The sequence below is a fragment of the Paludisphaera soli genome, assembly GCF_011064595.1.
GTDB lineage: Bacteria > Planctomycetota > Planctomycetia > Isosphaerales > Isosphaeraceae > Paludisphaera > Paludisphaera soli.
The window spans coordinates 99,253-112,074 of the sequence record NZ_JAALJI010000025.1 but is presented as its reverse complement, the minus strand read 5'-3'; the positions used below and the strand labels follow the sequence as shown (position 1 = coordinate 112,074).

General features: G+C 72.5%; 9 protein-coding genes. 4 read left to right on the top strand and 5 right to left on the bottom strand.

Annotation, left to right across the window (positions count from 1 at the left end; genetic code table 11):
- Nucleotides 1–374: 374 nt before the first annotated feature.
- Nucleotides 375–1,523: a TIGR04053 family radical SAM/SPASM domain-containing protein gene (locus G6O68_RS24915; protein WP_165251370.1), complete on the bottom strand. Its 1,149-nt coding sequence runs from the start codon at nucleotides 1,521–1,523 to the stop codon at nucleotides 375–377.
- A gap of 131 nt (nucleotides 1,524–1,654) precedes the next feature.
- Here G6O68_RS24915 and hemG point away from each other — a divergent pair, with 131 nt between their 5' ends.
- The 3 genes from hemG (at nucleotide 1,655) to G6O68_RS24900 (ending at nucleotide 5,654) form a co-directional block, all read left to right on the top strand.
- The gene (gene hemG, locus G6O68_RS24910; protein ID WP_165251369.1) at nucleotides 1,655–3,130 is read left to right on the top strand and encodes a protoporphyrinogen oxidase; all 1,476 of its coding nucleotides are present in this window, start codon (nucleotides 1,655–1,657) and stop codon (nucleotides 3,128–3,130) included.
- Between the two features lie 86 nt (nucleotides 3,131–3,216).
- A complete protein-coding gene (locus G6O68_RS24905; RefSeq protein WP_165251368.1) occupies nucleotides 3,217–4,572 on the top strand; it encodes a Gfo/Idh/MocA family protein in 1,356 nt (451 codons plus the stop codon).
- 59 nt (nucleotides 4,573–4,631) lie between these two features.
- Nucleotides 4,632–5,654, top strand: a complete 1,023-nt coding sequence (locus tag G6O68_RS24900) for a hypothetical protein (protein ID WP_165251367.1) — start codon at nucleotides 4,632–4,634, stop codon at nucleotides 5,652–5,654.
- Nucleotides 5,655–5,736: 82 nt separating this feature from the next.
- Here G6O68_RS24900 and G6O68_RS24895 read toward each other — a convergent pair whose 3' ends face one another.
- Nucleotides 5,737–6,333, bottom strand: coding sequence for a PEP-CTERM sorting domain-containing protein (locus G6O68_RS24895; protein ID WP_165251366.1), 597 nt, complete (start codon nucleotides 6,331–6,333; stop codon nucleotides 5,737–5,739).
- 214 nt (nucleotides 6,334–6,547) lie between these two features.
- On the opposite strand from G6O68_RS24895, the gene G6O68_RS24890 reads away from it, so the two are divergent.
- Nucleotides 6,548–8,299, top strand: coding sequence for a sigma-70 family RNA polymerase sigma factor (locus tag G6O68_RS24890; RefSeq protein ID WP_165251365.1), 1,752 nt, complete (start codon nucleotides 6,548–6,550; stop codon nucleotides 8,297–8,299).
- Between the two features lie 7 nt (nucleotides 8,300–8,306).
- On the opposite strand, the gene G6O68_RS24885 is transcribed toward G6O68_RS24890, so the two are convergent.
- The 3 genes from G6O68_RS24885 to G6O68_RS24875 all read right to left on the bottom strand — a co-directional run bounded on the left by G6O68_RS24885 (nucleotide 8,307) and on the right by G6O68_RS24875 (nucleotide 12,646).
- Complete coding sequence (locus G6O68_RS24885; RefSeq protein WP_165251364.1) at nucleotides 8,307–9,557, bottom strand: mandelate racemase/muconate lactonizing enzyme family protein; 1,251 nt, start codon at nucleotides 9,555–9,557, stop codon at nucleotides 8,307–8,309.
- Between the two features lie 121 nt (nucleotides 9,558–9,678).
- On the bottom strand, nucleotides 9,679–10,674 hold the full coding sequence (locus G6O68_RS24880; RefSeq protein WP_165251363.1) for an HAD family hydrolase: 996 nt from the start codon (nucleotides 10,672–10,674) through the stop codon (nucleotides 9,679–9,681).
- A 103-nt stretch (nucleotides 10,675–10,777) separates the two neighbouring features.
- Nucleotides 10,778–12,646 (bottom strand): esterase/lipase family protein, encoded by a 1,869-nt coding sequence (locus G6O68_RS24875; protein ID WP_165251362.1) that lies wholly within the window; start codon nucleotides 12,644–12,646, stop codon nucleotides 10,778–10,780.
- Nucleotides 12,647–12,822: the final 176 nt, after the last annotated feature.

The following is a 12,822-nucleotide window of genomic DNA, read 5'->3' as shown; positions in this document are numbered from 1 at the left end:
GAGAAGCTCGACCGCCTGCTGCGGAAGCTCGACGACGCGCCCGCCCCCTGACCACGGCCCCTCCATTTTCGAGCGAGCCGTCCCCATCCCGCGAAAATGGGGAACTGTGGACCTGGGGGTCTGCGCGGACCCGGCTCGCTCTCTGGCATCCCGGTCGTCTGGATTTCCTGGACCCCCTTCCCCGCCCGTGGGATCGGCGGGGAAAGGGAGATCGGCGCGTATCCCGAGACCGCGAAGGAGGGGCGAAGCGCGCCGAACGAAGCCAATTTCCGGGGGCTGGATGTCGCGGTTAAGGCCTGGCTGGGATGGTGTTTCGGTCGATTGGGTTCGTTTTCCGGAGGGTGCGAACGAAGCCGATTTCCGGCCGGTCGGCTTCAGGCTTCCGCGAGTGGGGCGTGGGCCTCGTCCCAGGCTCGGGGGATGTAGGCGCAGTCGGGCTCGGCGGCGTAGGGGTCGCCGGTCACGGCGAAGGCCCGGGCGCGGCTGCCGCCGCAGACGTGGCGGTACTCGCAGACGCCGCACTTGCCGCCGAAGGAGTCGGCGTCGCGGAGGCGCCGGAAGATCGGCGACCGCTGGTAGACGTCGACCACGCTGTTGAACGGGAACATCCCGCAGGTCAGGGGCAGGAAGCCGCTGGGGTGGATCAGGCCGGCGTGGCTGACGAACAGGATGCCCCGGCCGTCGTTCACGCCCGGCAGACCGCCGTTCCAGCCCCGGGCCGACAGCTTCATCGGCTCGGCCCTGCCCGACTCCTTCCGGCGCTGGAGGACGTATCGGCGGTAATGCATGCCTTCGGTCGTCTTGATCATGAAGGAATGCTCGCGCGAGAGCTTCCAGAGCCGGGCGAAGGCCTGCTCGTAGCGGTCGGCGTCGAGCCGCAGGTCGGCCGTCGCGCGGCCGACGGGGATGATCAGGAAGAGCGACCAGAGGGCGATCCCCCGGAGTTCCAGCAGGTCGGCGATGGCCTCGAGCTGGTCGAACGTGCCGGGGGTCAGCGTGGTGTTGACCTGGACGGGGAGGCCGGCGTCGCGGGCGTCGTCCATGATCTTCTGAGTCATGGTGAACGAGCCGGCGACGCCCCGGACGCCGTCGTGGGTCGGGGCGTCCACGCCGTCGAGCGAGACGGCCATCCGGCCGATCCCGGCGGCCTTGAGCCGGCGGATCGCCTCGGTCGTGACCAGGGGGGTCGGCGAGGGGGTGATGGCCGTCTGCAGGCCGATCCCGGCCGCGTGGGCGATCAGCTCGAACAGGTCGGCCCGCTTGAGCGGGTCGCCGCCGGTGAAGACCAGGAGCGGCGGCTCGGGGAAGCTGGCGAGCTGGTCGATGAGGCGGAGCGACTGCGACGTGTCCAGCTCGGCGGGGTCGGCCCGGGGCTGGGCGCAGGCCCGGCAGTGGAGGCAGACCAGGTCGCAGGCCCGGGTGATCTCGTAGAAGGCGATCAGCGGGCTGGCGTCGAAGTTGCGGCGGCGGGTCCAGTCGGGCGGCGCGGGGCCGGCCGACGGCGAGGGGCGGGCATGGCTCATGGCGGGCGTCCCCCCTTCGGCTCACGCCGGGCGGGGGACCTCGATATACTGGATATCTCCATCCACAATCTAGCCGAGCCCGACCGGCCTCTCAAGGAGCGCCCGGCCCGCCCGGCCAAGGTGAGGCGACGATGCGGGACGAGCCGGAGACGACGGGCGGGAGCCTGAACCTGAACGAGGCCGAGCACGAGGCCGTGGACGTGGCGGTCGTGGGGGGAGGGATCACCGGCCTGGCGGCCGCGCACCGCCTCCGCGAGATCGACCCAGACCTGAGCGTGGCCGTGCTCGAGGCCGGCCCCAAACCCGGCGGCGTGCTGGGGACGAGCCGTCGCGACGGCTTCCTGATCGAGGGGAGCGCCGACAGCTTCATCACCAACGTCCCCTGGGCGATCGACCTCTGCCGCCGGCTGGGCCTCGAAGATCGCCTGATCCAGACCGATTCTCGGCACCGGCGGTCGTTCGTCGTCCACGCCGGGAAGCTGGAGCCGATCCCGGACGGCCTGATCATCATGGCGCCCTCGAAGATCGGGCCGATGGTTCGCACCCGGATCCTGAGCATCCCCGGCAAGCTGCGGCTGGCGATGGAGCGGTTCCTCCCTAAGGGCGACGGCTCGGACGAGAGCCTCGCCGGCTTCGCCCGCCGGCGGTTCGGCCGCGAAGCTTACGAGCGGCTCATCCAGCCCCTCGTCGGCGGCATGTACACCGGCGACCCGGAGCGCCTGAGCGTCAAGGCGACCATGCCCCGGTTCCTGGAGATGGAGCAGCGCGAGGGGAGCCTCATCAAGGCCATGCGCGCCGCCGGCGCGAGCAGCCCGCAGGCGGGGGGCTCGGGGGCCCGCTACGGCCTGTTCGTCGGCCTCGAAGGGGGGATGTCCGAGCTGGTCGACGCGCTGGTCGCGAGGCTCCCCGCCGGAGCCGTGCGGTGCGAATCGCCCGTCCGCCGCCTCACGCGCGACGCCGAGGGCTGGCGGCTGGACCTGGCCGATCGGCCGAGTCCGCTCCGCGCCCGGTCGGTGATCGTGGCGACCCCGGCGAAGGCCGCGGCCGGCCTGCTGCGCGAGGCTTCGTCGGCGGCCGCGGTCGACCTGGCGGGGATCGCGTCGACGTCAAGCGTGATCGTCTCGCTGGGCTACCGCCGTGACAGGATCGCGCACCCGCTGGACGGGTTCGGCTTCGTCGTCCCGTTCGTGGAGAAGCGGCAGATCCTCTCGGGGAGCTTTTCCAGCGTCAAGTTCGCCGGCCGCGCCCCGGAAGGCTCGGTCCTGATCCGCGTCTTCCTGGGGGGGGCCAAGCGGCCCGACCTGGTGGACGCCGACGACGCCGAGCTGGTGCGGATCGCCTCGGGCGAGCTGGCCTCGCTGCTGGGCGTGCAGGGCGAGCCCGAGGCGTGGTCGGTCTCGCGGTGGCGGGAGACGATGCCCCAGTACGAGGTCGGCCACCTGGAGCGGGTCGCGGCGATCCAGGAGCGGGCGAAGGCCCTCGACGGCCTGGAACTGGCCGGCAACTGGCTGGGCGGGGTGGGCGTCCCCATGTGCATCCACACCGGCGAGCAGGCCGCCGAGCGGGCGGCGAGCCGGATCGCCGCGGCGGCCGGCCGGGCGGGTTGAACGGGGGGCGAGCCTGTGCGATCCTCGGTTGGATCGCCGTCCGCCAGGGTTGAGACGGCCAGGAAGCACCCCAGGGGAAACGACCGATGACGAATCGCCGGGACGCGCTCAAGTTCGGCGCGGCGGGACTGACGGCCTCGATGATCGGGGGCTTCACGCGCGGGGCGGCCGACGAGAAGACGTATCGCGTGGGCCTGATCGGCTGCGGCTGGTACGGCAAGTCGGACCTCTTCCGGCTGATCCAGGTCGCGCCCGTCGAGGTCGTCTCGCTCTGCGACCCCGACAAGAAGCAGCTCGCCCACGCGGCCGAGATGGTCGCCTCGCGCCAGAAGTCCGGCAAGACGCCGAGGACCTACGGCGACTACCGCGAGCTGCTCAAGGAGAAGGACCTGGACATCGTCCTGGTCGCCACGCCCGACCACTGGCACGCCCTGCCGATGATCGCGGCGGTGGAGTCCGGGGCCGACGTCTACGTCCAGAAGCCCATCAGCCACGACGTGCTGGAAGGCGAGGCCATGGTCGCCGCCGCCCGCAAGCACGACCGGGTCGTCCAGGTGGGGACCCAGCGCAAGAGCACGCCGCACCTGATCGAGGCCAAGAAGCAGGTCGTCGACGCCGGGCTGCTCGGCAAGGTCGGCCACGTCGAGGTCTGCTGCTATTATCACATGAGGGCGAACGACAACCCGCCCGTGACCGCCCCGCCGGACTTCTTCGACTACGAGATGTGGACCGGCCCCGCGCCGTTGCGGCCCTACGACGGCCTGCCCCACGTCCGCTGGTGGCGGACCTTCATGGAGTACGGCAGCGGCATCACCGGCGACATGTGCGTGCACATGCTCGACACCGTGCGCTGGATGCTCGGGCTGGGATGGCCGACGAAGATCTCGTCGAACGGCGGGATCCTGGTGCAGAAGGACGGCAAGTCGAACATCACCGACACCCAGGCCGCGACCTTCGAGTACCCCGACTTCGACGTGGTCTGGCAGCACCGGACCTGGGGCACGGCGCCCGACCCCGAGTACCCCTGGGCCCTGTTCATCTACGGCGAGAAGGGGACGCTCAAGGCCAGCACCATGCGGGCCGACTTCATCCCCCAGGGCGAGGGGAAGCCGCTGCACTTCGACTGCGTCTTCGAACGCGAGAAGTACCCCGAGGACGTGAACGAGCCCGAGATCGAGCTGAACGCCGCCCCGGCGACGCGGCTCCACATGCGGAACTTCCTCGACGCCGTCGCGAACCGTTCGAAGCCGATCGCCGACATCGAGCAGGGGCACATCTCGACCGCCTCGTGCCTGCTGGCGAACCTCTCCATGCAGGTCAAGCGCCCGCTCGTCTACGACCCGTCGAAGCGGATCGTCGTCGGCGACGACGAGGCCACGAAGCTCCTGCGCGGCCCCTACCGCGCGCCCTGGCAGCACCCGGCCGATTCGCTCCTCGGATGATCGCACATCGCGGGCCCCTCCCCGGGGGCCCGCGTCCGCCGGGCCGGGAGGCCGACTCGATGAGCACGCTTCTCGCTCGTTCGACTCGACGCGGCATGCTCGCTGGGACGGCGGGCCTGCTGTTCGCGGCGGGCTCCGGCCTCCGCGCCGGGCCCCCGGATCGGGTCGAGTTCCTGCTCGCCTGGGGGGAGCGGGGGGACGGCCCGGGCCAGTTCCACTCGCCCATCCACGTCGCCGTCAACGCCGCGGACGAGGTCTACGTCGCCGACCTGAACAACGCGCGCATCCAGAAGTTCACCGCCGACGGGACTTATCTGTCCCAGTTCCCGCTCCCCCTCGACGCCCCGCCGCGCAAGTCGTGCATCGTGGGGGGGCTGGCGGTGGACGAAGGGGGCCTGATCTACGTCTCGTTCATGAACCAGCACCGGATCGCGGTCTACGACGACGCCGGTGCGGTCGTCCGCGAGTGGGGCTGTCGGGGTGGCGGGGAGGGGGAGTTCAACCAGCCGGGGGGGATGGTGCTGCGCCGGGACGGCACGCTCTTCGCGGTCGACCAGTGCAATCACCGCGTCCAGCACTTCACGCGCGACGGGCGGTTCCTCGGCGCGTGGGGGGGCCACGGCTCCGAGCCGGGACGTTTCGGCGGGAGCGATCCCGCGGGCTCGCGGTTCGCCGGGCCCCATTTCCTCGGCCAGGACCGCGAGGGCCGGCTCTACACCACGGAGGCGGGCCTCGGCCGGGTGCAGCAGCTCGCGCCCGACGGCCGGCCGCTCCGGAGCTGGGGCGACAAGGGGGACCAGCCGGGCGGGTTCGGCGCCTTGAACTTCGGCTCGCTCGCCGGCACCTACGGCCCGATCGGCCTGACGCTCGATCGCCGCGACCGCGTCTGGGTCAGCAGCCTGAACGACCGCGTCCAGTGCTTCACCCCGGAGGGACGCTTCCTGTTCGGGATCGTCGAGTCGGGCCCGGAACCCGGCCAGCTCGACCACCCCCACGGCATGGCCTTCGACGGCCGGGGCCGCCTCTACGTCGCCGATTCGAGCAACCAGCGGATCCAGAAGTTCGCGATCCCCGCCCCCTGACGCCCCCGCCACGTTGCGGACGTCGGAGATTTGGCGAAGCTCCTGCGGGCCCCCTCTCGCAAACGGGCCTCGTCGCGAGGCGTCAGCGCGGGTCGCCGGTCGTCCGACGGCGGGCCTTCCAGGCGAGCCCGGCGATCGCCGCGAGGGCGACGAGGGCCGTGGAGGGCTCGGGGACCGGGCGGGCCGAGTTGGGGTCCTCGGGATGGACCCAGATCGCCAACTCCATGATCGGCCGATCGCCCCGGAACGAGGTCGTGTGCATCCAGTCCGGGTGGGCGAGCAGGCGCTGGAACATCTCGGGATACTGGCGGATCTGCGCCGAGGCCGCCGTCGTCGTCGCGATCACGTCCTGGACGGGCAGGTCCGGGTTGTAGCCGAGATTGAGGATCGTGCCGCCGACCTCGATGTCCGGGAGGCCGTCGAACGCGAACTTGAGCTGGAACGGCGTGGAGCCGAGCGCCCCGGGGTTCCCGCCCACGGGGACGGCCCCGATGATCAGGCCGCCCGCCTCGGCCGTCGCGTCGGTCTTTCCGATCATCTCGACGGGACCGGCCGGCAGCTCGAAGGTCCCCGAGGTCGAGAACCGGATCGGCTGGGCCTGCGCCGTGGAGGAAAGGGCCCCGAGGCCCAGGGCGAGGGCCCACGCCCACGCGCCGGCGACGATCGTGATTCGAGTCATGCTGTCCACCGTCCATCCCTGGTAACGAATCCGCTCCGCCTCCAGTCCACGCGGAAGCTCGCAGCCGATACCCTAGCGATTCCTGCGCTTCCGGCAAGCCCGGCCCGGGCCTTGCCGGTTAAATTCGACCTGGGATTCCGCGAAAGTTCCTGGAACCTCGGGGCCCCTCCCGGGCAGTAACGGGGGACGCGAAACGATCGACGGGGGGACGACGATGGGCAAGGGGGATCGGGGCCTGATCCTGCACGACCTGGACCGGCTTTGGCGCGGAGGCGTCGCCCCCTCGGGCGACGGCGAGCTGCTAGAGCGGTTCCGATCGACGGGGGACGAGGCCGCCTTCGAGGCGCTGGTGGACCGCCATGGGCCGATGGTCCGAGGGGTCTGCCGGCGGCTCCTGGGCGACGACCACGACGCGGACGACGCCTTCCAGGCGACCTTCCTCGTCCTGGCCCGCAAAGGGGGCAGCCTGCGCGACTCGGCCCGGCTCGGCCCCTGGCTCTTCGGCGTCGCCTCGCGCGTCGCCGCCAAGGCCCGCGCGCGGAACGCCCGGAAGCGCGGCCGTCCGCTCACCGACGACCTCCCGGCCCGGGAAGACCCCCGCGCCGAGTGGTCCGACGTCCGACCGATCCTCGACGCCGAGCTGGCCCGACTGCCGGCCGCCCAGCGCGACGTGCTGGTCCTCTGCCTGCTCGGCGGGGCCTCCGAGCAAGAGGCCTCGCGACGCCTGGCCTGCCCCGTCGGCACCGTCAAGAGCCGCCTCTCGCGTGCGAGGGAGGCCCTCCGCGGCCGGCTGGTCAAGCGGGGCGTCGCCCCGGCGACGGCCCTGGCGGCGGCCTCCTCCGTCGAGTCGTTCGCGTCCCCCGTGTCCTCGACGCTCCTCCGCGCGACCCTGGCGACGACCTCGGCGACAGCCCCGGTCCCGCCCGCGGTCGCGATCCTGACCCAGGGAGTCGCACCGACCATGCTCTTGAAATCGACCTTCGCCGCGTTGGCCCTCGCCGGGGGCGTCGGCCTGCTCGGGCTGACGGCGACCGCGTGGACCCAGGCCCCGCCGACGACCCAGGACGCCCCGCCCGGCGGACGGAAACCCGAAGCGGAACAGGCCGCAACGCCGGCCCAGAGGGAGCGGAACCTGATGCAGTTGCTCCTCGCCCTGCACAACTACTACAGCACGAACGGCGCGTTCCCGACCGCCGCCAGCCACGATGCCGAGGGGAAGCCCTTGCTGAGCTGGCGGGTGGCGGTCCTGCCCTACCTCGAAGAGGAGGGGCGGGGCCTCTACAACGAGTTCCACCTGGACGAACCCTGGGACTCGCCGCACAACCTGGCGCTGATCCCGCGCATGCCCAGGTACTTCGAGACGCCCGGCCTGGCGACGCCCCCCGGGCAGACGAGGATCCGGGGCTACTCGGGCCCGGACGCCATGTTCGGCCCGGAGCTTGGGGCCGAGACCCCGCCCGGCGTCCGCTTCGAGAACGTCACGGACGGGGCCGGGAATACGGCGTTCCTGACCGTGGCCGCCGAGCCGACCGTGTGGACGCGCCCGGGGGAACTCCCGGTCGGGCCGGGGCGGTCCTTCCAGAGACCCGACGCGAGCGACCCGAGGGGCTACGTCTTCGCGATGGCGGACGGATCCATCCGTCGCTTCCCGGCCGCACCCGAGCGTGACGCCTTCGTGCTGGCGGCCCTGTCCCGGTCGGGCGGCGAAGAGATCCCCGGGGACGTGGTCGCCCCGACCGAGCCGCGACGGGCCGCCGAGGCTTCGGCCCCTCCCGACCCGACGCCGCCCCGGGAAGCCCCCTTCTCGGTTGGACCCCCGCCCAAGGGCCTGGAAGCCAGGCCCATCGATGGGGTCCCGGCCCGGCCGCCGGGCTCGCCGCCCGGGCCCGGCGTGGAGGAGCGCCTCCGCCGCGTGGAGGAGAAGCTGGACGAGATCCTCAAACGGCTCGACGCCGCGAAGCCCTGAGGGGCCGTCAGGTGGTCGTCACGGGTTTCGCTTCCCGGACGTAGGTCGGGTCGATCACGATGCCGAAGCCGGGGCCGGACGGCACGCGGATCGTCCCGGCCTCGACCTTCAGGGACGAGGTGTCGCTGGAGGCGGGGACGTCGGCGCTCCCCTTGTACTCGGTGAATGGGACGGGGTTGGGGATGCACGAGGCGAAGATCGCTGCGTCGAGGTAGCCGAGGCCCGAGCCGGACATGTGCGGCGTGCAGAGCATCCCCGCCTCGTGGGCCGCCCGGGCGACCCGCATCGACCGGATGAAGCCGCCGTAGTAGTGCAGGTCGGGCTGGACGACGTCGACGCCCCGGTTGGCGATCATCCAGCGGAAGCGCTCCTCGCTGAACTCCTGCTCGCCGCCGGCGACGGGGATCGTCAGGGCGTCGGCGACGGCCTTGGTCTCCTCCAGGTGGTCGAACCGGCAGGGCTCCTCGTAGAAGGCGTAGCCGTGCTCCTCCATCAGCCGGCCGATCCGGATCGCCTCGGCCGCGTCGTACGAGCTGTTCGAGTCGGCGTAGAGGGTCGTCTCGGGGCCGAACGCCTCGCGGACGAGCGGGATCAGGGCCTCCGTCCGGCCCGGCAGCGAGTCGGCGTTCCGGCTCATCCGGCCGCCGAGGCGGAACTTCAACGCCTTCGCGCCGCTCTCGGCGACGATCTCCTTGAGGTAGGCGACCTCCTCCTCGGGCGTGTTCCCCCGGTTCCCGCTGGCGCGGTAGACGGCGATCTCGCGCCTCTGGGTCCCGCCCAACAGGTCGCCGATCGACTTGCCGGCGACCTTCCCCAGCAGGTCCAGCACGGCGAACTCGGCCGCCGCGACGCAGACCCAGAGGGCCAGGCCCTGATATTTATAATTGTCGTCGTGGCGATACAGCTCCCAGAGCAGGGGCTCCAGCCCGCGGGCGTCCTTCCCCCGGAAGAACGGGGCGACCCGGTTGAGGAAGATCGGGTAGGTGTGGATCAGGTGCATCGAGTTGGCGACCGAGAGCCCCTCGGCCCCGTCGTCCGAACGCACGCGGACCAGGAACTCGCGGCCGTTGCGCAGCAGCTCCATCGACCGGATCGCGACCGGCCGGTCCAGCCCCTCGGTCCGCAGCACCGGGGCCTCCATCGCCTTCGCGATCCGCTCGGCCGCCGCGCGGGGGGGCTCGTCGGCCCGGCCGCGAGCGGTCGACAGGAGCGGGACGGCCAGGGCGGCCTTGAGGCAAGAACGGCGATTCGGGAGCATGGCGGGGCCCTCCGCATCGGCCCGCGACGAGAAGGGACGCACCCCCCCCGCGATCGACGAGCCGCCGCCCCGAGCGTACTCGCGGCCAGGCCGGGCCGCCAGGAGACGCCGACACGCCGACTCAGGGCGCGTCGTCCTCCGGGAAGATGCGGGCCCAGTCGGTCTTCATGCTCGCCACGACCCAGCCCCGCTCCGGGGCCTCTTCGAGGGCCCTCGCCAGGCGGCCGACGACGGCGTCGCGGTCGTAGGCGTACTCGCGCTCGGCGTCGTCGTGGTGGACGATCAGGCCGAGGCGAGGGCCCGCGCCGGCCGTGACGTAGCGGAGCATCTCGTAGTCGCCGTCCGAGTTGCCGAAGGCGGCGATCGGCCGGCGGCCGATGGCCCGGGCGATGCCCACCGGCTTGCCCGCCTTGTCGTCGATGAACTCCACCTCGGGGAGCCGCATCAGCGCGGGCTGGCCGGCGATCAGCTCGTACTTCGTCCGGATCGCGCTGCCGATCACCTGTTCGGGCGGGACGCCGTACGCGGGCTCGGCCCAGACCCGCATGAACTCCACGCCGCCCCCCGAGACGAGGAAAGTCTTGAGGCCGTTCGCCCGCAGGAAGGCCAGCAACTCGACCATCGGCCGGTAGACGCAGCGCGTGTAGGGCCGGCGGAACCGGGGGTGGGTCGCGGCACCGATCCAGTCGCGGACCAGGCCGTCGAACGCCTCGGTGGTCATGCCGGCGTGGGTCGTCGACACCAGGTCCACCAGCGCCTTCTCGCCCAGGTCCGCGAGCTGGCGGCGGTCGCCTTCGAGCACCGCCTTGAAGGGCTGCAGGTCCTTCCATTCGGGATGGTCGACGGCCATCGCCCGGATCCGGTCCTTCACGAAGACCGCCTGGACGTACATCGGCTGCTCGCACCAGAGGGTGCCGTCGTTGTCGAACACCGCGATGCGGTCGGCCGGCGCCACGAAGTCGGGACCGCCCGGCTCGGCCACGCGCCGGGTGAAGTCCAGGACGGCCCGTTTGGTCGGCCCGTCGTTCCACGAAGGGAGCGGGTCCTCGGCGCGGGCCGAGGCCGCCAGGGCGAGCGCGACGGCGAACATGGCGGGCCGGGCGAGGAGCGTGCGCATTGAGGGGCCTCGGTTCGGGTCGTCTGGGGAGGGCCCGCGATCGCCGGGCGGCGGTCGAGCCTCGCTCCGGTTTAGCAGCGCCGAGGTCGCGAGGGAAGCCGCGTCAGGTCGCGTCCTGCTCGCGGAGGTGCTCGATGAGGATCCGGCGCAGCTCGACGACGGTGCCGGGGCTCTGCTCGGAGAAGTGGGTGCCCGGGAGGTCCAGGTGGGAAGCGTCGTCGGGAAGGTCGGAACTCCAGGCCGGGACGACGAGGTCGTTGGGCGCGACCCCGGCGAAACGATAGGCGATGGTGTGGTGGGTCACGCCCGGTGCGATGGGGAGGTCGGCCACGGCGGTGAGCACCGGGCTGCTCGGGCTCAGGTTGCCGATCGAGGTGATCGACCGGCCCCGGAAGACGTTCTCGCGGAACACGTCCGGCCCGTTGTCGGCCCGCAATTGCGCGACGACGGCGGCCTGGCGGTCGGGCGGCCGGACCAGGCGGGAGATGAGCCGGCCGAACGGCTCGTCGGCGATCCGGCTCCCCCGGTGCGGCGCGGCGATGAACACGGCGCGGCGGACGAACGGGACGGGGCGGTAGATCAGCATCTCCTCAAGCTCGGCGCGGACCTCCGGGTCGGCGCGGAGCCCCTCGGGCGGCACGCGGAGCACGGCGTTCCAGAGACGGTCGCCGGAGTCGGTGACCATCATCCTGGTGAGGATCCCCCCCATGCTATGGCCGGCGAGGATCATCCGGTGAAACGCCGGGTCCCCCCCGAAGGCCCGCTCCGCCTTGTCGAGCGAGCGGCGGAGGCTCAGGCCCGAGGCCGGGATCGGCCGGCCCGTGGGGTAGGCGAAGACGAGGAACTGGAACCGGCCGCCGATCTCCGGGTCGTTGCGAAGCTCGTTGATCGTCTGAACGAAGGCCCCGGGGTTCGAGCTGAGGCCGTGCACGAGGACGACGGGGATCTTCCCCGGCTGCCACGGCATCAGCATGTACAGTCCGGTCTCGACGCCCTCCTGGAAGTCGGACCGGAACAGGCCGAGGGTCGTCTGGAGCGAGAGGAGGGGCATCGAGACCTGCACGGCGAGCGGCGTGGTGACGTCGGCGGCCATCGGCGTCGCGACGCCGCCGACGTCCAGCGAGGTCGTCTCGTAGGGGTCGTGGAAGGCCAGGGAGACCGCCGCGGGCCGCCAGCCTCCGCCCACGGGCGCGGCCGTCACCGTGGCGCCGATCCGCAGATTCCGGGCATAGAACGCCTCGCTCGGCTCCGTCGGCCGCCCGCGATCGACCGTCCGGCTGGCGACCGTCGGCACGCCCAGCCCGGGCGATTGATAGACGCGCCGCATTCCCCGCACTCGGATGTCGTCGCAGACCTCCACCGACGCGAACCGGGAGGGGTCGACGAACGGCCCCGCCCCTTCGCAGGCGACCCCGAGCCGGGCCAGGGCGTCGATCCAGGGGCCGTCGCCCCGGACCCGCTCGTCCTGCGAGAGCCGGATCAGCCGGGCCACGGCGTCGTTGTGGATCGCGACCGCCTGGTCGCGACAGCCCCCCCGCGCCTGGGCCAGCGCAAGCATCGCGGCGGCGGACGAGTCGCGGAAGCAGGCCAGGGCGTCGGCGGGGGCGTCGCGTTCGAGCCGGAGCCCCGCGCGGAGCCAGAGGTCGGCCAGGGCGAGCGCGCCGTCGGACTCCTCGCCGGGGCGGGCGAGCAGGTCGGCCTCGAGCTGACGGGCGGCCGCGGCCGCGTCGCCGCGCGCCAGGCCCGTCAACCCGCGACGGGCCAGCACCTCGCGCGTGAAGGCGCTCGGCGTATGGGCGGCCCCGAGCCGGTCGAGGCCGTCGCGCAGGGCGTTGCGCACCTTCGCCGGCCGGGCCTCGACTCCGCCCCCTCGGCAGGCCTCGCCCGCCGCCGGCGCCAGGAGGGCCGCCGCGAAGGCCATCGCGCGAAGCCGACGGGGGGCGTCCCCATTCGTCCGGATCGAGCGGAACATCGGTCGGTCCAGCCCCTCGGGCGGTCGGGGCGCGGCTTCCTCGCCGCATCCCATTTGTGCACCCGCCCCTTCCATCGGCACGCCGGCGTCCCGACGTGAGGCCCGCCGCCGGGAATCCCGCGCCGGGCCGCCGGGCGCGGGGGATGGGTCGCCTTTTCGGGGGCCGGATGGGATAA